Below are 18,092 nucleotides of genomic sequence, written 5' to 3'. Positions count from 1 at the left end.
CGCAACGTCACGCGCTCGATCTGATCAAGCAGATCCGGCCGTAGACAGAAACGCGAACCCAGATCTCACGCCAAGTGCCTGTGGCACAAGAACAAACTCGTTCGGCGGGTGCTGGAACTTCGGCCTAGCCTGGGGTCACGGTTTCGACGCTGATCGGAAGGGGTATCGATGATCCATCGTCGCCAGTTTTTGCAAGGTGGTCTGGGCGCACCCGTGCTGGCCACCGGATTCGCAGCCGGGCTCGGGCTCCTGCCCACGGCCCGCGCGCAGGCGCTTGCACCGCGCGCGCGGCTGAAGCTGCTGGTGCCGGCCAATCCCGGCGGCGGCTGGGACCAGACCGCGAAGGCCGTGGCCGCGACGCTGCAGGCGACCAGGCTGGTCGAGCAGGTCGAGTTAGAGCACAAGCCCGGCAAGGGCGGCGTGCCGGGGCTCGCGCACTTCGTCGACAAGTACAGCGGCGATGCCGACACGCTGATGATCGGCGGCCTCGTGATGTGCGGCGCGATCGCGCTGCACCGCGCGCCGGTCGACCTGACGCAGGTGCAGCCGGTGGCCAAGCTGACGACCGACACCCTGGTGATCGCGGTGCCGCGCGAGTCGGCGTTGACCAGCGGCAAGGCGCTGGTCGAGGCGATGAGAAGTCGCCCGCAGACGCTGTCCTTCGGCGGCGGCAGCGCCGGCGGCGTCGATCACATGCTGCTCGGCATGATCGCCCGCGCGATCGGCGTCGACGCGGCGACGCTGAAGTACGTGCCCTCGAGCGCCGGCGCCGACTTCGCGCGCGCGCTGAAGCAGGGCGCGCTGTCCGCCGGCATCGCCGGCTACAGCGAGTTGAAGGACGGCATCGCCGACGGCTCGCTGCGCGCGCTGGCCGTGTCGTCGGCGCGCGGGCTCTTCAGCGTGCCCTCGCTGCGCGAGCAGGGCATCGCCACCGAACTCGGCAATTGGCGCGGCCTGTTCGCCGCGCCGGGCGCGCCGCGCGAGGCGGTGGAGGGCTGGGGCCAGCTGCTGCAGAAGATGGCGGGCACGACGGAATGGAAAGCGCAGCTCGAGCGTCACAACTGGCGCGCCGCGCCACTGTACGGCGCCGCCTTCCGCCACTTCGTCGACTACGAACAAACCAGCGCGCGCGTCGTGATCCACCTGCTGAAGATGCAAGCCTGATGGCCCATCGCGCGCGTCTCGACAGCCGCCGATAACAGCAGCGTAACGCTGCCTCGCCTACAACTGGAGCGAGAAGCCGGCCCGCCACGGGCCGGCATTCGGTCAGGCGAGGACAACGATGAACACACCCCTTGGCGCCACGCTGTGGGCGCGACCGGCGCTGCCCGACGAAGAACCGCTGCACGCGCTCGACCGCGAGGAGCGCGTGATGATGGGAGTGCTGCGGCTGATCGTCGCCGCCGGGCTGGCGGTCGGCCTGCTCGGCGCGACGGTGCGCCTGATGGGCTGACGCTCAGCCGCGCCCGCGCGGCGTGGACGGTGCCGTCGGCGCGGTCGGCGGCGTCGGCGCGCCGTGGCCGCGCCGGGTGTAGTCCGCCGGCACCTGCATCAGCACCGGATCGGGCTCGCCGCGCTTCAGGTTGGTCAGTCGGTAGCGCGTCTCGCCGCTGCGCGGATCGAAGTCGGTGGTCGACAGCGTCAGCAGCAGATCGGGCGAGCGCCAGACCTCGCGCAAGATGTGAATCGGCTTCTCGTTGCCGACCTTGCCGGCCTCGATGGTCCAGGTGCTGCGCTCGCCGCCGGCGCGCACGCCGTCGATGTCCTTGCTGCCGAGCGCGGTGACCACCGCCGGCCCGCGCGGCGCCAGCCCGGAAGCGCGCCAGGCCATGCCGGGCGGCAACGGCAGCTCGGCGCCGCCGGCGTGGTCGGCGCGCAGCACGCGCATCTGCAGGCCCTGCGCTCCGGGTTCGCCGGCGGCGATGACCACCGGCGCCGGTGCGGCGAGCGGGGCCACCTGCGGCACCGGCGGCAGGGGCGGCACCGCCGGCGGCGCGGCGCCCGGCGCGCCGTGCCCCCGCGACATGCGCTCCGACACCCCGCGCGCCCATTCACGCATGCGCTCCCCGTACTCGTGCCAGGCCGAGTGGTCGATCAGCGGCCCTTCGAACGCGCCCATCGGGCCGCGGCCGAGCTTGCGCGCGGTCTTGCGCTGCGGATCGAGCACCCAGTTCTCGCGGCCGACGGGATCGCGCAGATAGATGCGGCGCTGGCCCTGGTTGTCGACCTCCTGGCGCGTGCGGCCCTCGCCGTCGCGGCACAGCCGCGTCTGCTGCCGGCGCACGATGCGGTTGCCGATCGCGCCGTTGGCGTCGGGCAGCAGCTGCACGCTCTCGTGCACCGCGTCGGCGCAATAGGGCGCGCCGCGCACCGGCCGCTCGGCTTCGAGCTCGGCGGCCATGAAGGCCTGCGTGTCGTTCAGCTCGGCCTGCGCCAGCCGCATCACGTCGCCAGCGACGGCGCTGAAGACCGATTCGAAGGCCAGCGCCGGCGCCAGCGGCGCGAGGGCGAAGGCGGCGCCGGCCAGCACGGCGGCGCGGTGGATGGACGTGGCCATGGTGAGCCCTCCTGTAGCGTTGACCGGCCCTAGCGGTGGAGCACGCGCACCGCGAGCAGCTCGCCGGACGAGTGCAGCAGCAGTTCGGCGCGCACGGTCTCGCCGGCACGCGACGGGTCGTAGGGCAGGCCGAGCGCGGCCAGGCGCTCGCGCGGCAGCTCCGACGGCACGACCCAGGCCGCCGCGGCGTCTTCGCCGCGCAGCAGGTGCTGCCAGCGTTCGGCACCGGCCACCGGAACGAAGCCGCTGTCGGCCGACAGACCGGCCTGGTCCTGCGGCGGATCGAGCCGCTCGCCGCGCCACGGCCCGTCGTCCTGCAGCACCAGCACCACCGAGCCGAACAGCGCCAGAGCGCACAGCACGGCCCCCGGGAAGCCGAAGACCAGCCGGCGCCAGGCCGGCGGCCGCACGCGCCGCAGCGTGCGCACGACACGCGGCGCCAGCGGCGGCGGCGCGATGCGCGCGAGGTCGCTGCCCATGCCGTCGAGCAGGTCCTGCAGCGGCAGCGCCGTCGCGGCGGGGGGGTGGGTCGGTGTCGTCATCACGAATCTCCGGAGCCGGCACCGAGCAGATCGGCGAGCCGGTGGCGCGCACGCAGCACGCGCGTGCGCAAGGTGTTCAGTTCACAGCCGGCGATGCGCGCGGCTTCGGCATAAGGCCTTCCCTGCAGGTCGACCAGCACCAGCGCCTCGCGCTGCGGCCACGGCAAGGCGCGCAGTGCGAGCCAGACCTGTTGCAGCGCCTGCTGCTGCACCAGCCGCCGCTCGGGGCAGCTGGCTTCATCGGGCGCTCGCTCGCCGCTGTCGTCGTCCCATTCGATCTCGCGGCCGCGCCGCCGCCACTGCGCCAGCAGCGCGTGGCGGGCAATGCCGGCCAGGTACGCACCGAGCGTGCCGAGCCCGGCATCGAAGGCGCCGGGCCGCTCGGCCAGCGCGACGAAGGCGTCCTGCGTCGCATCGGCCGCCGCGGCCGCATCACCGGCCAGCGCCAGCACGTAGCGGTAGACCGCCGGCGCCTCCTGGCGGTACAGCGCGTCGAGCGCCAAGCGGTCACCCTGCGCCAGCGCCCGCAGCCATGCGGCGGTGCCGGTCGCGGCCGCGGGCGGAAGGGTCCAGGGGACGAAAGGCGTCATCGGCGCGAGTGGGTTGTCCAGAGCTATTGGCTCGAACGCGCCAAAAAGTTCCCGCGCGATCCGACTTCGTTGCGCTTAACGGCACGGTAACGGCCCGCGGCCTACAACCGGGACGCTTACCCGAGATGCCGGACAACGATGAATTCACCGGAGGATCCCATGATCAGCCCCCCGCTCGACCTGCTGCTCCCCGACGATCAAACCCGTGAACCACCCGGCCAGCGCCTGCTGCTGGCCGCCGCCGCAGCGGCGCTGGTGGCGCTGCTTGCGCTGTCCATGCTGCTCGGCGGCTGGCTCGGCCTTTCGCTTGCCGGCTGATCCGCCCGTGTTGCAGCCTGTCGACCCGGCCCGGCATCGCGTCACATGCCCCGTGCGCGGCCACGGGGTGCTTGCGTACAGTGCGGCTCATTGCTGCTGCCGTACCCAAGTTTTTCCTCATGACCGCATCCGCCGGAACCGACTGGTCAGACCGCTGGCAAAGCTTCGCCAGCTCGACCGTCAAGGCCTTCCACCGCTACGCCAACTGGCTGGTCGGCATCTCGTGGCGGCGCTTCGCCGTGCTGTCGATCCTGCTGCTGGTGAGCACGGCGATCCTCAAGGAGCTGCCGCCGTTCCGCTGGAAGTACACCGAGACGGTGTCGACGCCGCGCGTCGTGCGCGTGCCGACGCCAACGGCACCGCCGGCACCCCCTGCGGCCCCGAGCCCGCCGCGTGAAGCGCGCGAGCCGATCGTCAAGATCGAGAAGGGCGACGGCAACTCGCGCGCGGTGGACATCTCGATCGACGAGCGCGGCGTGCGCATCACGCCGCGGCGCAAGGCGGCCGAAGCCGCGGCATCGGCGGCGTCCGCGGCGGCCGCCGCTGCAGCGGCGGCCGAGAGCGCCAGAGAGGAGGCGGTCGACATCCGGCTGCCCGCCGGCACGCAGAGCGAAGCGGTGCGCGAGGCGGTGGCCGAAGCGCGGCGCGCCATCCGCGAATCGATTGAAACAGCCCGGCGCGAGGCCGCCGATGCGGCTCGCGAAGCCGCCGACGCCGCCCGCGAAGCCGCCGAGCAGGTCCGCGCCGAAGCGGAAGCCGAGGCCGACAACATCGACAAGCCCGGCCGCCACTCGGTGGTGATCGAGCCGCACCACCGCGTGCGCATCGTCGAGTACGGCGATTTCCTGCCCAACCTGGCGCTGCTGTGGATCCTGGCCTCGGCAATCATCAAGATCACCTACAAGCGCCAGATCCAGGCCGAGGCGCAGGCAGCGCAGGCGGTCGAGACGGCCGAGGCCGAGGCGCTGAAGCGCCAAGTCGTCGAGGCCCGCATGGCGGCGATGCAGGCGCAGGTGGAGCCGCACTTCCTGTTCAACACGCTGGCGTCGATCGACCACCTGATCGAGGTCGACCCGAAGCGCGCCAGCCAGATGCAGAAGAACCTGATCGCGCTGCTGCGCGCCAGCATGCCGACGATGCGCGAAGCCAGCGACGGCGGCGTGCGCGACCTGTCGCGCGAGCTGGCGGTGATCCGGCCCTACCTCGAGATCCTGAAGGTGCGCATGGAAGAGCGCCTGGAGACCCACATCGACGTGCCCGAGGGCCTGGTCTCGGCCGAGTTCCCGCCGATGATGGTGCAGACGCTGGTCGAGAACGCGATCAAGCACGGCCTGGAGCCCAAGCCCGAAGGCGGCAAGCTGACGCTGAAGGCCGAGATCGTGCACGGCAAGCTGGCGGTCACCGTCTCAGACACGGGCCTGGGCTTCGGCCGCGCGGCCACCGCCGGCACCGGCGTCGGCCTGGCCAACATCCGCGAGCGGCTGCAGCTGCTGTACGGACCGAAGGCCGGCTTGACGATCGCCGAGAACGAAGGCGGCGGCACGCGGGCGACGATCACCGTGCCCTACCGCCCGATCGAAGGAGCGCACTGATGACGAAGATGACGGTCTACCGCGTCGGCCGCCGCAGCGGCGGCAGCTCGCTGGTGCTGGTGCTGCTGGTGCTGCTGCTGGCCGGCATCGGCCTGTACGTCGGCCTCGACCAGGGCCTCGCCGCCTGGGGCGACACGCCGGTGCGCATCATCATCGACGGCGAGGAGATCGTCGACGGCCTCGAGCTCGGCACGCTGTCCGCCGGCGGCAAGCTGGTGCTCGTGCTGGTGCTGCTGTCGGTCGGCGTGATGCTCGCGCTGCTGCTGCCGATGGTGATGCTGCTGGTGCTGGTGGTGGTGGCGTTCGCGCTGCTGGTCGGCCTCGGGCTGCCGCTGATGGCGCTGGCGGCGGTGCTGCTGCTGGTGGCGTCGCCGCTGCTGCTGCTGATGTTCGCCATCGCCCGCTTGCTGCAGCGCTCGCCGCGGGGCCCCAAGGCCTCCGCTACGATCGTCGGATGAATACCGAAGCCGACCCCTCCCCCACCCCCGGCACCGCCGTGCGGGCGGTGATCGCCGACGACGAGCGCCTGATGCGCGAACAGCTGCGTGCCCGGCTCGCCGAGGTCTGGCCCGAGCTGCAGATCGTCGGCGAAGCGAAGAACGGGCTCGAGGCGGTCGAGCTGGTGCAGCAGCACCGGCCCGACCTGGTGTTCCTCGACATCCGCATGCCCGGGCTCACCGGCGTCGACGCGGCGCGCCAGATCGCGCAGATGGAGATCGGCGAGGACGAGTCGCTGCCCGAGATCGTCTTCATCACGGCCTACGACCAGTACGCGGTCGAGGCTTTCGAGCAGGGCGTCTGCGACTACGTGCTAAAGCCGGCCGAGCGTGAACGCCTGCAGCTGACCATCGCGCGCGTGCAGCAGCGCCTGCAGCGCCGCGGTACGCCGGACGCTGAAGGCGCGCCGCCGGTGCAGCAGCTGCTGCACAAGCTGGCCGCGCAGCTCAACCCCGGGGGTGCGCCGCGTTACCTCGAGTGGATCCAGGCCACCGTCGGCCAGGCGATCCAGATGATCCCGGTCGCCGACGTGCTGTTCTTCATCAGCGACGAGAAGTACACGCGCGTGCAGACGCCGACGATCGAGGCGCTGATCCGCAAGCCGATCAAGGAGCTGGTCGACGAGCTCGACCCGCAGCTGTTCTGGCAGATCCACCGCTCGACGCTGGTCAGCGTCAAGGCGATCGGCGGCATCAGCCGCGATTTCCGCGGCCGCCAGATCGTGGCCATCAAGGGCCACACGGAGAAGCTGGAGGTCAGCCGCAGCTACACGCACCTGTTCAAGGGCATGTAGCGGCGGCAGGAACTGCCGATTAATCGCTCGGCGCGGCCGGCGGTGCCGGATCGACCGCCGGTTGCGGCGGTGCCATGGGAGTAGGCGTCGGCGCCGGCATCGGCGTGACCGCGGGCTCGATCGGCTTCGGCGTTTCGGGCAGCGGCCTCAGCGCGGCTTCGGCGACCCGCGCCGGCGGCGTGGCGTTGGCGCTGCGCTCGGCGCGTGTCGCCGGGTTCGGCGACACGTTGCGGCGCGGCGCGGCGGTGCTGCGCACCTCGGCCGACGAGTCGGCGGCGGCCGCCGGGGCCGGCGGCAGTGCCGGCAGCTCGGTGACCGGCGGCGCGGTGCTCTCCGTCGGGACGGGCAGCGTCACCTGCTCGCCCGCCGGGGCCATGGCCACGGTGGACTTCGGCTCTTCCTGCCGCATGTACAGGCCGACCGCAGCCGCGACGCCGAGTGCCAGCACCACGACGCCGGCGACCGGGCCGACGGCGCGCGAGCGTGACTCGCCGCGCGGGTTCCAGGTCGGAGAACGCATCTCGCCGATCTCGCCGATCGAATCGTGCCGCACGGACGACTGCGGCGTTGCGGGCAATTCAAGGTCCAGGGGGGAAGTTTTGTATTCCATGCCCGGAACTGTGCTGGCCGCTCCGTGCGCCCGGCATAGGTCGTCGACGCGAGCGCTTGTGAGCGTCGTCCTACCCTGGTAACGAGGCTTTACGCGGCGCCAGCGTGCTGGCGATCAACCACTGCGCGGCCCAGTAGGCGGGCAGGATCCACAGGCTGGCGGCCGGCAGCGGCTGCGCAAAGCGGTCGATGGCGATTATCGCGTCGGAGAACACGAACAGAGCGCCGCCGATCGCCGCCAGCCGCGCGCGTGAGGCGTTCACGCTGCCGCGCTGCATCCACCACGCGACCGCGGCTTGCGCCGCCATCGAGGCCAGGCAGACGACGTAGGCCACGACCGGCAGCCGCAGCGCGGCAGGCACGCCGGACCACAGCAGCGCGAGCAGCCCACCCGCCACCACCGCATAGGCGATGAAGGCCGGCGGCCAGCCGACGAAACGCGCGCGGCGGGTGAAGGCGACCAGGTACGCGAGGTGCGCGAGCAGGAAGGCGACCAGCCCCGGCACGAAGCCGCGTTCCGGCCACAGCAGCGCGATGTCGCCTAACAGCGACAGCCCGAGCCCGGCCAGCACAGCGCGGCGCTCGGGGCTGCCCGGCTCGCCGCGCCGCGCCGCATGGGCGATCACCGCAATCGTCGCCAGCGGCTTGAAGATCCAGGCCAACCACGGCAGGCCGAGCGCCCACGGCGCGGCGAGCACCGCGAGCGCGGCGCTGATCACGAAGAGCGGAAACAGCGCGGCCATCGCCTGCAGGATCAGCCGGCGGCCGCCTTGGCGGCCAATTCAGCACGCAGCTTCTTCAGCCGCTCGCGCGGATCCTCGCGGTTCGGCGCCTCGTCGAGCTTCATCTCGGCGATGAAGCGGCTCGGGATGCCGACCACCGTGTCGCGGCCCTTCTTGCGCCGCTTCAAGGTCGACACCGCGAGCGTCGAGCGCGCCCGGGTGATGCCGACGTACATCAGCCGGCGCTCTTCCTCGAGCCGCTCGACCGTCATGTCCTCGGCGTCGCTCTTGAACGGCAGCAGGCCTTCATTGATGCCGGCCAGCAGCACGTGCGGCCACTCGAGGCCCTTGGCCGCGTGCAGCGTCGACAGGGTCACGACGTCCTGCTCGTCGCCGCGCTCGGCCAGGCTGATGATCACGCTGATCGTCTGCGCGACCTGCAGCACCGTCTGCCGCTCCGTTTCGAAGTTACCACTGTCCTGCGTGATCTGGCCGCCGCAGCGCTTGGCGATCCAGTCGACGAAATCCAGCACGTTCGACCAGCGCGACGCGGCGAGCTTCTCGCTGTCCTCGCCGTCGTACAGGTGCTGCTCGTAGCCGATGTCCTTGAGCCACTCCAGCAGCAGCGCCTTGGCGTCCTCGCCGCCCGAGGTGTGGCGCGCCTTGTGCTCGAGCTCGTTGACGTAGCGGCCGAACTCGTGTAGCGAGCCGACCGCCTTGGCGCCGAGCTGCGCGGGCAGGCTCTCGGCGAACAGCGCCTCGAACAGGCTGACCTTCCACTTGCCGGCGAATTCGCCGAGCTTGCCGAGCGTGGTATGGCCGATGCCGCGTTTGGGCGTCGTCACCGCACGCAGGAAGGCCGGGTCGTCGTCCTGGTTGACCAGCAGCCGCAGCCAGGCGCACAGGTCCTTGATCTCGGCGCGGTCGAAGAAGCTCTGTCCGCCGCTCACTTTGTACGGTATCTGCGCGCCGCGCAGCTTCTGCTCGAAGATGCGCGCCATGTGGTTCGCGCGGTAGAGGATCGCGAAGTCGCTCCACTTCACGCCGCCCCCGCCGCCGCGGCTGTCGGCCCCGGCACCGCCGCTGGCGCGCAGCGACTGGATGAATCCGACGGCCCGCTCGGCCTCGTGCTCCTCGCCGTCGCAGGCGATCAGGCGCACCGGCTCGCCGTCGCCGAATTCGCTCCACAGCTTCTTCTGGAACAGCTTCGGGTTGCCGGCGATCACGTGGTTCGCGGCGCGCAGGATGCTGCCGGTCGAGCGGTAGTTCTGCTCCAGCGGAATGACCTTCAGGTTCGGCCAGTCGGTGGGCAGGCGCTTCAAGTTCTCGATCGTCGCGCCGCGCCAGCCGTAGATGCTCTGGTCGTCGTCGCCGACCGCGGTGAAGAGGCCGCGCCGGCGCTCGTCGGGGTGGTCGACCAGCGCCTTCAGCAGCTCGTACTGCACCGCGTTGGTGTCCTGGTACTCGTCGACCAGCACGTGGCCGAAGGCGTCCTGCCACTTGGCGCGCGCCTCGGCGTCCTTGCGCAGCAGCTTCAGCGGCAGCCCGATCAGGTCGTCGAAATCGACCGCCTGGTAGGCCGACAGGCGCTCCTCGTACAGCTTCATCACGCGCGCGGCGACCTGCTCGTCGGCATCCTTGGCCACCGCGGCGGCGCCGTCGCTGTCGAGGCCCTGGTTTTTCCACAGGCTGATGGTCCACTGCCAGCGCTTGGCCAGCGCGTTGTCGCTGCAGCCGCCGGCGTCGCGCAGCACGCCCAGCACGTCGTCGCTGTCGAGGATCGAGAACTGCGGCTTCAGGCCCAGCCGCTGCCCGTCCTCGCGCAGCAGGCGCACGCCCAGCGAATGGAAGGTGGCGATCACCAGTTCCTTGGCGGCGCGCGGGCCGACCAGGCCCTTGGCGCGCTCGCGCATTTCCTGCGCCGCCTTGTTGGTGAAGGTGATCGCGGCGATCTGCTTCGGCTTGAGGCCGGCCTGCAGCAGGCGCGCGATCTTGTGCGTGATCACGCGCGTCTTGCCCGAGCCGGCACCGGCCAGCACCAGGCACGGCCCGGCCAGGTGGTGCACGGCGTCGAGCTGGGCGGGATTCAGCGAGGCGGGGGCGTCGGCCATGGGGAGGTTCGAGGAAGCGGCGGATGATAGGCGAGGGGCAGGGGCCGGCTGTCCCCGCGGGCGCGGCCGATGACCCGGATCGCGGACAATTCGCGCCGATCATGAGCCCAACCGACAACAACCCCGGCGATGCTCGGCCGCTGATCAGCGTGATCGTGCGCAGCCTGGACCGCCCGAGCCTCGGGCCCGCCCTGGCCTCGATCGCTGCGCAGGACCTTCGGCCCATCGAGGTGGTGCTGGTCAACGCCCGCGGCCCCGCGCACGGCGCGACCCCCGACCGCGTCGGCGACGTACCGGTGCGCCGCGTCGACCGCGAAGTTGCGCTGCCGCGTTCGGCGGCCGCGAACGCTGGCCTGGCAGCGGCGCACGCCAAGCGGGTGATCTTTCTCGACGATGACGATGTCTTCCTGCCCGGCCACCTGAACCGGCTGTACCAGGCCTTGCAGGACGACCCGCAGGCGGTGGCGGCCTACGCCGATGTGGACTACGGCCGCTACGACCAGGGCACGTGGGTCACCGAACATGTCTTCGCCGCCGACTTCGACCCCCTTCGCCTGCGTTTCGAGAACTTCCTGCCGCTGCACGCGGTGCTCGTGCGGCGCGATCAGGACCCGCAGCGGGCCTGCCTCTTCGACGAGGACCTGGACCTGTTCGAGGATTGGGACTGGTGGCTGCAGCTGGCGCGCACCGGCCGCTTCGTCCGGGTGCCCGGCGTTTCCGCCCGCTACCTGGCCACGGCTGGCGGCGGCTCGGGTGTCTTCGCCGATCAACCACGCACGGAAGCGATGCGGCGGCGGCTGCTGTCGAAATGGCTGGCGCGGGACACGCCGCAAGAGCGGCTGCAGCAGCTCGATGCGCTGCGAGTTCACTTCCGCGCGTCCCGCCAGCATGCCGAGCAACTGGCTTCGCGCGAGCATGAGCTGGAACAGGCGCTCGCGCAGCTGGCGGACCTGCGCGCCGTCGTCGCGTCGCGCGAGCAGGATCTGGTCGAAGCCGCCGCGCAGCAGGCCGACCTGCACGCGCTGGTCGGCGCCCGCGAGCGCGAGATCGCCGACGGACACGCGTACGCCGAGAGCCTGGCGCAGGTGCTTGCCGCGCGCGAGCAGGAAATCGCCCACCTGCACTGCGCAGCCGGTGTAGCCGGCACCGAACCCGCGCCGCCGGAATGCACGACGGTGTTCACGATCGTCTCGCGCAACTACCTGCACTTCGCGCTGAACCTGATGCAAAGCGTGGGCACCCACCTGCCCGGCACGCGTCGGGTGGTGGTGCTGTGCGATGCCGCCGACGGCGTGCCGACGCTGCCGGACGGTGTGGAGCTGCTGCCCGTCGACTCACTCGGCATCGCCCGGCTCGATCGCATGGCGGTGCAGTACACGATCCTGGAGCTGAACACCGCCATCAAGCCCTTCGTGTTCGCTCACCTGTTCGGCCGCGACGAAGCGCAGCGGGTCATCTACTTCGACCCCGACATCCAGCTCTATTCGAGCGGCGAGCCGCTGCTGCGCCGGCTCGACGTGGCCCAGGCGGTGCTGACGCCGCACCTGAGCGCACCGCTCGACGATGACCGGCATCCAACGGATCTCTCCATCCTGCAGAGCGGCACCTACAACCTCGGCTTCCTCGCGCTGCGGCGCAGCCCGCAGACCCGGCAGCTGGTGGACTGGTGGTCGCGCAAGCTCGAGCGCGACTGCGTCGTCGACATCCCGCGCGGCTTGTTCACGGACCAGAAGTGGATGGACCTCGTGCCCGGCTTCCTGCCCGACGCCCACATCGAGCGGGACGCCGGCTGGAACGTCGCCTACTGGAACCTCGCCCACCGCGACGTGCAGCACGACGCCGAGCACGGCACCACCGTCAACGGACGACCGCTCTTCTTCTTCCACTTCTCCGGCTACACGGCGGGCGCCGCTGCGATCAGCAAGCACCAGGACCGGTTCACGCTCGGCAACTGCACGCCGGCGGTGCGCGCGCTGTTCGACGCTTATGGCCGAAGCGTCGCCGACCAGGGGCGGGAGAAGTACGCTCGGCTGCCCTACGCGTTTGCGACGCTGGCCGACGGCACACCGCTGCCCGACTGTGCCCGGCAGCTGATCCGCGAGCAGCTCGACTGGCGTGCGCCGCTGCCCGACCTGCGCAGCGCCGACGGTGCGCGCGCGCTGATCGACTACCTCACCGCGCCGACGGACGCTCACGAGCCGCCGGTGTCGCGCCTGGCGCTGCAGCTGTACCGGTCGCGCGAGGATCTGCGCGGCGCCTTTCCCGACGTGCTGGGCACGCACCGCCGCGCCTACGTCGAGTGGTTCGTCAACCGGGCGCCGGAGGAGGCCCGCGTGCCGCCGCGCCTGATGGGCGCGGCCGCCAGCGCACTGCCGCCGCAGGCTGCGACCGCCGCGGCTCCGGCGCCGGGCGGCGCGATGCCGCTGCAGGTCGCCGTGGCGTCCGGTCCACCGCTGATGGCGCTGCCGTTCCGCGCGATCTACGCCCTGGCCTGGAATGCACGCGGGCTGCTGCGGCCGCTGACCACGCCGAACGTGCGCGCCCGCGTCCGCAGCTACCTGGTCCGCCGCGCCTTCCCGCCCCGACCCGCGGCGGCCCCGCTGCCCACGCCAGCGGAAAGCGCAGCGCCGTTTGCTTTCGGCGTCACCGTGATCGGCTACGTGCGGGCAGAAAGTGGTGTCGGCGAGTCGGCGCGCGCCACGCTGCGCGCGCTGGCCTGCACGCGCGTGCCGCGGTCGGTGCACGACTTCCGCGACGGCAATGTCTCGCGCATGGGCGAGCAGATCGACGGCGCGCTGCCGGTGGGCGTGCGCCACGCGGTGAGCCTGTTCCACATCAACGCCGACCAGATGCCGCATGCGCGCGCCGCGCTCGGCGACCACTGGTTCGGCACGCCGTACCGCATCGGCTACTGGGCCTGGGAGCTGGAGCAGTTCCCGTCCGAATGGCACGGCGCCTTCGATCTGGTCGACGAGGTGTGGGTGCCCTCGACCTTCTGCCAGCGTGCGGTGGCCGCGGATTCGCCGGTGCCGGTGGTCTGCATTCCGCACGCGGTCGCCATTCCCGACCACCTGGCGCCGGATCGCGCGCGCTTCGGGCTGCGCGACGACAGCGTCGTGTTCCTGGCGATGGCCGACACGATGAGCAGCTCCGAACGCAAGAACCCGCTGGGCGCCATCGACGCCTTCCTGCGCGCCTTCGAGGGCCGCGACGAGGTGGTCGAGCTGGTCGTCAAGGTGAGCAACGGCGCGCACGACCCCGACGCGATGGCGCGGCTGCGCACCCTGGCCGCACGCGACAAGCGCATCCGGCTGATCGACGACTACCTCGACCGGCCGACGCTGAACAGCCTGATCGACAGCGCCGACTGCTTCGTCTCGTTGCACCGGGCCGAGGGCTTCGGCCTCGTCAATGCCGAGGCGATGGCGCGCGCCAAGGTGGTGATCGCCACCGCCTGGTCGGGCAACACCGATTTCATGAACGCCGAGAACGCGCTGCCGGTGGACTATGCGCTGCAGCCGATCGCGAGCGACATCGGTCCCTACAAGGCCGGGCAGCGCTGGGCCGAGCCCGATCTCGACGATGCCGCGCAAAAGATGCGCCGCGTCGCCGCGGACCCCGCGCTGCGGCAGCGCCTGGGTGAACGGGCACGGGCGGACTGCGCGGCGCGGCTGGCGCCGGCCGTGGTGGCCCGCCTGGTCGAGACGCGGCTGGACGCGATCCGGGTGCGCCGCCACCTCGGCTGATTCGCGGCCCCGCGGCGGGGCCCCGGGTCAGGCCGCGGCGATGACCCCGACCATGCAGGCCAGCACGACGATCACGGCGGTCAGGCGCGTCTTCAATGCGCCGGCGTGCTTGAACAGGCCGGGATCGACGGGTTCGAGGTCCTGGGCGATGCGTTGCATGACGGCTCCTTGCGATCGAAGGGTGCGCACGGAATGGCGGCACCTGAGCGTTTATCGACGGGTCGTCCGCGCCGCTGAAGCAGGCAAACTGCGGCCATGCGGTCATCCTTCACACTCGACCGCCGGCGCCTGCTGGTGCTGGCGGCGGCGCCGGCCTTCGTGCGCCAGGCGCGAGCGGCCGACGAGCCGCGCTTTGCGCTCGGCGTCGCGTCGGGCCAGCCGCAGCCCGATCGGCTGGTGCTGTGGACGCGGCTGACCGGCGCGGGCTTGGCCGGAGCGGTCGACGTGCAGTGGGAGCTGGCCGAGGACGAGGCCTTCACGCGCATCGCCGCGCGCGGCCGCGAGACCGCTGAAGCCGCCTGGGCGCACAGCGTGCACGCCGAGCCCGCGGGGCTGCAGCCGGGGCGCTGGTACCGGTACCGCTTCGAGCGGCCCGAGGATCCGGCCAGCGCGGTCGGCGTGCAGGCGCGCTTCGCGGTGGAAGCCGGCCGGCCCGACCCGCAGCGCACCTAACGCACCATACGAGCGACATGCAAGCCATCCTCGCCGTCACCGTGCCGTTCTTCGCGCTGGTGCTGGCCGGGTACCTCGCCGCGCGCCGCCACGTGCTGCCCGAATCGGCGATCCCCGGGCTGAACGCCTTCGTGCTGTACTTCGCGCTGCCGTGCCTGCTGTTCCGCTTCGGCATGAACACACCGGTGCTGCAGCTGCTGAATCCGTTCGTGCTCGGGGTCTACCTGGCCTGCGCGCTGCTGATCGTCTTCTTCACGATCGCCATCACCTTGCGCGAGCCGGTGGGGTTGAAGGACGCGGCCTTCGGCGCGCTGGTCGCCGCTTTTCCGAACACCGGCTTCATGGGCGTGCCGCTGCTGGTGGCGCTGCTCGGTCCGGCGGCGGCCGGACCGGTGATCTGCACCGTGCTGGCCGACCTCTTCGTCACCAGCTCGCTGTGCATCGCGCTCGCGCAGGCCCACGGTGCCGCGCAGCACGGCGCGCGCGAGGCGCTGGCGCGCGCGCTGAAGGGCGCGCTGTCGAATCCGCTGCCGTGGTCGATCGCCATCGGCGCGCTGTTCTCGGTCGCCGGCATGACCTTGAGCGGGCCGATCGACACGATCGTGAAAATGCTCGCCGATGCGGCCAGCCCGGTCGCGCTGTTCACGATCGGCGCGGTGCTGCACCGCGCCAGCCAGCACGTGCACGCCCGCACGCCCGTCAGCCGCTTCCTGCCGATTGCCTTGATCAAGCTTTTCGTGCACCCGCTGCTGGTGCTGGCACTCGGCAGCGCGGCGCGCCAGCTCGGCGCGCCGCTGTCGAGCTTCCAGCTGCTGGTGCTGACGCTGGCCGCCGCGCTGCCGAGCGCCAGCAACGTCTCGCTGCTGGCCGAGCGCTACGGCGCCGACAACGGCCGCATCGCGCGCATCATCATGAGCTCGACGGCGCTGGCGTTCGTCAGCTTCTCCGGGCTCGCCTGGCTGCTGCGCTAGCGGCGACGGAAACAGGACCGCGCGCCAACGCATCCCCCACCTCATCCCCCATCGGCACGATGCGGGGCCGCGCTCTTTGCGGCTCAATGGCGGCGCACTCCACAGCACGCCCCGCCGATGCGCTCCGCCCTGTCCCTGCTCATTGCCGGATGGCTGCAGTCCGGATGCATGACCGTGCACATCGACAGCGGCGAAGGTGACGTGCGGATCGTGCGCCATGTCGGCCTGCTGCAGGTGCAGGTGGCGCAGCCCGAGCGCCAGGTGGTCGGCGCGCTGCACGGCATCGGGCTGGCGTCGACACCGCTGGGCCTGAGCGCCGGCTTCACACGCCAGCGCTGGACGGCGATCGGTCCGCAATGCCGGGCCGTGTTATGGGTCGACGGCCCTGAGGCTGTCGACGCCGCGATGCGGCAGACGCTGGCGCAGATCGCCGGCGTCTGCCTGGTGGACGAGCGCTCCGCGCCCGTCCTGATCCAGGGAGCGAACAACCCCACGAGGTGAAGCCATGAGCCATCGATCACTCCTGCCTGCCGCGCTGCTGGCCACAGCCGCGCTCGGCGGCTGCTCCAGCAATCCCCCGCTGATGTTCGGCGACCATGTGAGCTTCGGCCTGCAGCTGGGCACCGATACCGCCGGCAGCGGCGGCAGCGTGACGCTGGGCTACAAACAGCGCAGCGTCGCCATCGTGCCGGTCTCGGTGCTCGACGAACAAGGCAACGCGCAAGCCATGCGCGGCATCGACGGACAGGAGCGCGACGCGCTGTCGGTGTTCGCGGTGTTCGAGTCGGCAGCACCGGCCGCGAACGAGCGGCTGCGCATCGGCCAGGTGTTCTCCACCGGCTCGGCGGCGCAACTGCTCGCGCAGGGCTACGAGTGCCAGCTCGCCGCCCGCAACTGCGCGTCGCCCGCGGCGCCGGCAGCGGCGGGGGCAGTGAAGACGGCGCTGCCTGCAGCGGCCGCCGCCACGGTCTCGCCCGCTGCGCCCGCAGCTGCCCCTGCACCGTCGACTGCGCCGGCCGCCGCTGCCGGCGACCGGCCCTACCAGAAGCCGTTGCTGTACTCGCGCACCGATGTCGCGGGCATTCACATCGGCGGCTCGGCCGCCGAGCAGGGCGCCGCGTTCTCGCTCGGCTACGCGTCGCGCAACCTGGCGCTGATTCCGGTCTATGCGCCGCAAGGCGGCGAACGCGTCATCGGCCTGTTCGGCGGCGTCGGCGGCGCGACCAGCCGCGACGCCTTCTCGGTGATGGGCCAGTTCCAGGCCAACACGAGCACCACCGGCCTCGGCTACGGCCTGAGCCGCTATTTCGCCACCGGCATCGCGGCGCAGAACCTTGCACAGGGCCTGCGCGCGGCGGTCGCCGCGCCGTCGCCCGCGCCGCCCACGACGACCCCGGCGGCGACCGCCGCGACCACCCCCGCGTCGGCTGTCGCCGTCGCGGGTCAATAGCCAATAGCGCCAGAAGGGAGCAGCCATGCCGAAGAAGAACCATGCCGCGGCGGTCGCCGCCGCCGTGCCTTCGAGCGCCGACCTGCCCGACGCGCCGGATCTGGGCGACGCGCCCGACCTGGGCGGGGCGCCCGACCTCGGCGCGGCGCCGAACGGCCCCGTCGTCACGGCGCTTGCCGCCGCCAGCGCGCCCGCGATCGTCGTTCCGGCCGCGGCCGGCGCCAGCGGCGACGACGTGATCACGCTCGCCCGCCGCCACCTCGGCGAGCCCTACGTGCTCGGCGCCCGCGCGCCGATGCGCAATGCCGGCTGGCGCGGACCGTGGGACTGCGCCGAGTTCGTGTCGTGGTGCGTGTTCCAGGCCAGCGGCGTGCTGTACGGCACCGAGCCGCGCGACGATCCGGTGCGCGCCGATGCCTTCACCGGCTTCTGGGGCCAGCAGGCGCGCGCCGGCGGTCACATGATCAGCGTGCAGGACGCCGCCGGCATCCCGGGTGCCGCGGTGCTGCGTCTGCCGCAGACCGGCAAGATCGGCCACATCGTGCTGTCCGACGGGCGCGGCGGCACCGTCGAGGCGCACAGCAGCGCGCGCGGCGTCGTCGCCGACACGCTGTCGGGCCGGCGCTGGGACTTCGGCGTGCTGGTGCCGGGCCTGCGCTACTTCCGCGGCGAGGCAGTGGTGGTGCTCGATCCGCCGCCGGCGTTGGTGCTGCGACTGACGTCACCGCCGACGCGCGGGGCGCTGGTGCAGGCGCTGCAGCACGTGCTCGCCGATCGCGGCTTCGCGGTCGGCGCGGTCGACGGCGTCTTCGGGCCGCAGACCGCGCATGCGGTGCGGGCCTTCCAGGACTCGCAGGGCCTGGTCGCCGACGGCGAGGCCGGCCCGGCGACGCTGGCTGCGCTGGGCCTGCGCTGACGCCG

At 71.9% G+C, this 18,092-nt stretch carries 19 protein-coding genes; 12 read left to right on the top strand and 7 right to left on the bottom strand.

Annotated features, from left to right (window positions below; translation table 11 throughout):
• Window positions 1–168 precede the first annotated feature (168 nt).
• Together HLB44_RS22080 and HLB44_RS22075 are read left to right on the top strand one after the other, a co-directional pair.
• The gene (locus tag HLB44_RS22080; protein ID WP_173127049.1) at window positions 169–1,164 is read left to right on the top strand and encodes a Bug family tripartite tricarboxylate transporter substrate binding protein; all 996 of its coding nucleotides are present in this window, start codon (window positions 169–171) and stop codon (window positions 1,162–1,164) included.
• Between the two features lie 118 nt (window positions 1,165–1,282).
• Window positions 1,283–1,453: a hypothetical protein gene (locus HLB44_RS22075; protein ID WP_173127045.1), complete on the top strand. Its 171-nt coding sequence runs from the start codon at window positions 1,283–1,285 to the stop codon at window positions 1,451–1,453.
• Between the two features lie 3 nt (window positions 1,454–1,456).
• On the opposite strand, the gene HLB44_RS22070 is transcribed toward HLB44_RS22075, so the two are convergent.
• From HLB44_RS22070 to HLB44_RS22060, 3 genes are read right to left on the bottom strand one after another with little or no spacing between them, the layout of a single operon-like run.
• Entirely contained in the window at window positions 1,457–2,557 is a 1,101-nt protein-coding gene (locus HLB44_RS22070; protein WP_173127041.1) for a hypothetical protein, read from the bottom strand.
• Between the two features lie 29 nt (window positions 2,558–2,586).
• On the bottom strand, window positions 2,587–3,099 hold the full coding sequence (locus HLB44_RS22065; protein ID WP_173127038.1) for a hypothetical protein: 513 nt from the start codon (window positions 3,097–3,099) through the stop codon (window positions 2,587–2,589).
• Window positions 3,099–3,689, bottom strand: a complete 591-nt coding sequence (locus HLB44_RS22060; protein ID WP_173127035.1) for an RNA polymerase sigma factor — start codon at window positions 3,687–3,689, stop codon at window positions 3,099–3,101. Before HLB44_RS22060 ends, HLB44_RS22065 begins: the two co-directional genes overlap by 1 nt.
• 159 nt (window positions 3,690–3,848) lie before the next feature.
• On the opposite strand from HLB44_RS22060, the gene HLB44_RS22055 reads away from it, so the two are divergent.
• From HLB44_RS22055 to HLB44_RS22040, 4 genes are all read left to right on the top strand, one after another.
• The gene (locus tag HLB44_RS22055) at window positions 3,849–4,007 is read left to right on the top strand and encodes a hypothetical protein (protein ID WP_173127031.1); all 159 of its coding nucleotides are present in this window, start codon (window positions 3,849–3,851) and stop codon (window positions 4,005–4,007) included.
• A gap of 119 nt (window positions 4,008–4,126) precedes the next feature.
• A complete protein-coding gene (locus tag HLB44_RS22050) occupies window positions 4,127–5,599 on the top strand; it encodes a sensor histidine kinase (RefSeq protein ID WP_173127028.1) in 1,473 nt (490 codons plus the stop codon).
• The gene (locus tag HLB44_RS22045; RefSeq protein WP_173127025.1) at window positions 5,599–6,057 is read left to right on the top strand and encodes a hypothetical protein; all 459 of its coding nucleotides are present in this window, start codon (window positions 5,599–5,601) and stop codon (window positions 6,055–6,057) included. Before HLB44_RS22050 ends, HLB44_RS22045 begins: the two co-directional genes overlap by 1 nt.
• Window positions 6,054–6,890 (top strand): LytR/AlgR family response regulator transcription factor, encoded by an 837-nt coding sequence (locus HLB44_RS22040; protein WP_173127022.1) that lies wholly within the window; start codon window positions 6,054–6,056, stop codon window positions 6,888–6,890. Before HLB44_RS22045 ends, HLB44_RS22040 begins: the two co-directional genes overlap by 4 nt.
• Before the next feature lie 19 nt (window positions 6,891–6,909).
• On the opposite strand, the gene HLB44_RS22035 is transcribed toward HLB44_RS22040, so the two are convergent.
• From HLB44_RS22035 to HLB44_RS22025, 3 genes are all read right to left on the bottom strand, one after another.
• Window positions 6,910–7,443 carry a hypothetical protein gene (locus HLB44_RS22035; RefSeq protein ID WP_173127019.1) on the bottom strand — a complete coding sequence of 178 codons (534 nt, stop codon included), beginning with the start codon at window positions 7,441–7,443 and terminating at the stop codon, window positions 6,910–6,912.
• A gap of 127 nt (window positions 7,444–7,570) precedes the next feature.
• Window positions 7,571–8,242: a lysoplasmalogenase gene (locus HLB44_RS22030; protein WP_173127016.1), complete on the bottom strand. Its 672-nt coding sequence runs from the start codon at window positions 8,240–8,242 to the stop codon at window positions 7,571–7,573.
• An 11-nt stretch (window positions 8,243–8,253) separates the two neighbouring features.
• Window positions 8,254–10,332, bottom strand: coding sequence for an ATP-dependent helicase (locus HLB44_RS22025; protein WP_173127013.1), 2,079 nt, complete (start codon window positions 10,330–10,332; stop codon window positions 8,254–8,256).
• Between the two features lie 101 nt (window positions 10,333–10,433).
• On the opposite strand from HLB44_RS22025, the gene HLB44_RS22020 reads away from it, so the two are divergent.
• Window positions 10,434–14,078: a glycosyltransferase gene (locus tag HLB44_RS22020; RefSeq protein ID WP_173127010.1), complete on the top strand. Its 3,645-nt coding sequence runs from the start codon at window positions 10,434–10,436 to the stop codon at window positions 14,076–14,078.
• A gap of 27 nt (window positions 14,079–14,105) precedes the next feature.
• Here the strand turns inward: HLB44_RS22020 and HLB44_RS37955 are convergent, their stop codons facing one another.
• Window positions 14,106–14,237: a hypothetical protein gene (locus HLB44_RS37955; RefSeq protein WP_281375209.1), complete on the bottom strand. Its 132-nt coding sequence runs from the start codon at window positions 14,235–14,237 to the stop codon at window positions 14,106–14,108.
• Window positions 14,238–14,333: 96 nt separating this feature from the next.
• Between HLB44_RS37955 and HLB44_RS22015 the strand changes: the two genes are divergently transcribed.
• From HLB44_RS22015 to HLB44_RS37410, 5 genes are all read left to right on the top strand, one after another.
• Window positions 14,334–14,750 carry a PhoD-like phosphatase N-terminal domain-containing protein gene (locus HLB44_RS22015; RefSeq protein WP_173127007.1) on the top strand — a complete coding sequence of 139 codons (417 nt, stop codon included), beginning with the start codon at window positions 14,334–14,336 and terminating at the stop codon, window positions 14,748–14,750.
• A gap of 17 nt (window positions 14,751–14,767) precedes the next feature.
• Window positions 14,768–15,721: an AEC family transporter gene (locus HLB44_RS22010; protein WP_173127004.1), complete on the top strand. Its 954-nt coding sequence runs from the start codon at window positions 14,768–14,770 to the stop codon at window positions 15,719–15,721.
• Window positions 15,722–15,889: 168 nt separating this feature from the next.
• Entirely contained in the window at window positions 15,890–16,222 is a 333-nt protein-coding gene (locus HLB44_RS22005; protein WP_173127001.1) for a hypothetical protein, read from the top strand.
• Window positions 16,223–16,226: 4 nt separating this feature from the next.
• Complete coding sequence (locus tag HLB44_RS22000; RefSeq protein ID WP_173126998.1) at window positions 16,227–17,171, top strand: hypothetical protein; 945 nt, start codon at window positions 16,227–16,229, stop codon at window positions 17,169–17,171.
• A 25-nt stretch (window positions 17,172–17,196) separates the two neighbouring features.
• A complete protein-coding gene (locus tag HLB44_RS37410; protein WP_246312380.1) occupies window positions 17,197–18,087 on the top strand; it encodes a peptidoglycan-binding domain-containing protein in 891 nt (296 codons plus the stop codon).
• Window positions 18,088–18,092: the final 5 nt, after the last annotated feature.

Origin of the sequence: Pseudaquabacterium terrae (genome assembly GCF_013266755.1) — a bacterium.
Taxonomy (GTDB): domain Bacteria; phylum Pseudomonadota; class Gammaproteobacteria; order Burkholderiales; family Burkholderiaceae_C; genus Pseudaquabacterium; species Pseudaquabacterium terrae.
Note: the sequence above shows the minus strand (reverse complement) of the source record. Positions and strands in the feature narration are given on the sequence as shown.

What these genes read in the sequence shown, in the direction of transcription:
- HLB44_RS22080 (WP_173127049.1), top strand. Translation starts at nt 169, where the DNA reads ATGATCCATCGTCGCCAGTTTTTGCAAGGTGGTCTGGGCGCACCCGTG.
- HLB44_RS22075 (WP_173127045.1), top strand. Translation starts at nt 1,283, where the DNA reads ATGAACACACCCCTTGGCGCCACGCTGTGGGCGCGACCGGCGCTGCCC.
- HLB44_RS22070 (WP_173127041.1), bottom strand. Translation starts at nt 2,557, where the DNA reads ATGGCCACGTCCATCCACCGCGCCGCCGTGCTGGCCGGCGCCGCCTTC.
- HLB44_RS22065 (WP_173127038.1), bottom strand. Translation starts at nt 3,099, where the DNA reads ATGACGACACCGACCCACCCCCCCGCCGCGACGGCGCTGCCGCTGCAG.
- HLB44_RS22060 (WP_173127035.1), bottom strand. Translation starts at nt 3,689, where the DNA reads ATGACGCCTTTCGTCCCCTGGACCCTTCCGCCCGCGGCCGCGACCGGC.
- HLB44_RS22055 (WP_173127031.1), top strand. Translation starts at nt 3,849, where the DNA reads ATGATCAGCCCCCCGCTCGACCTGCTGCTCCCCGACGATCAAACCCGT.
- HLB44_RS22050 (WP_173127028.1), top strand. Translation starts at nt 4,127, where the DNA reads ATGACCGCATCCGCCGGAACCGACTGGTCAGACCGCTGGCAAAGCTTC.
- HLB44_RS22045 (WP_173127025.1), top strand. Translation starts at nt 5,599, where the DNA reads ATGACGAAGATGACGGTCTACCGCGTCGGCCGCCGCAGCGGCGGCAGC.
- HLB44_RS22040 (WP_173127022.1), top strand. Translation starts at nt 6,054, where the DNA reads ATGAATACCGAAGCCGACCCCTCCCCCACCCCCGGCACCGCCGTGCGG.
- HLB44_RS22030 (WP_173127016.1), bottom strand. Translation starts at nt 8,242, where the DNA reads ATGGCCGCGCTGTTTCCGCTCTTCGTGATCAGCGCCGCGCTCGCGGTG.
- HLB44_RS22025 (WP_173127013.1), bottom strand. Translation starts at nt 10,332, where the DNA reads ATGGCCGACGCCCCCGCCTCGCTGAATCCCGCCCAGCTCGACGCCGTG.
- HLB44_RS22020 (WP_173127010.1), top strand. Translation starts at nt 10,434, where the DNA reads ATGAGCCCAACCGACAACAACCCCGGCGATGCTCGGCCGCTGATCAGC.
- HLB44_RS37955 (WP_281375209.1), bottom strand. Translation starts at nt 14,237, where the DNA reads ATGCAACGCATCGCCCAGGACCTCGAACCCGTCGATCCCGGCCTGTTC.
- HLB44_RS22015 (WP_173127007.1), top strand. Translation starts at nt 14,334, where the DNA reads ATGCGGTCATCCTTCACACTCGACCGCCGGCGCCTGCTGGTGCTGGCG.
- HLB44_RS22010 (WP_173127004.1), top strand. Translation starts at nt 14,768, where the DNA reads ATGCAAGCCATCCTCGCCGTCACCGTGCCGTTCTTCGCGCTGGTGCTG.
- HLB44_RS22005 (WP_173127001.1), top strand. Translation starts at nt 15,890, where the DNA reads ATGACCGTGCACATCGACAGCGGCGAAGGTGACGTGCGGATCGTGCGC.
- HLB44_RS22000 (WP_173126998.1), top strand. Translation starts at nt 16,227, where the DNA reads ATGAGCCATCGATCACTCCTGCCTGCCGCGCTGCTGGCCACAGCCGCG.
- HLB44_RS37410 (WP_246312380.1), top strand. Translation starts at nt 17,197, where the DNA reads ATGCCGAAGAAGAACCATGCCGCGGCGGTCGCCGCCGCCGTGCCTTCG.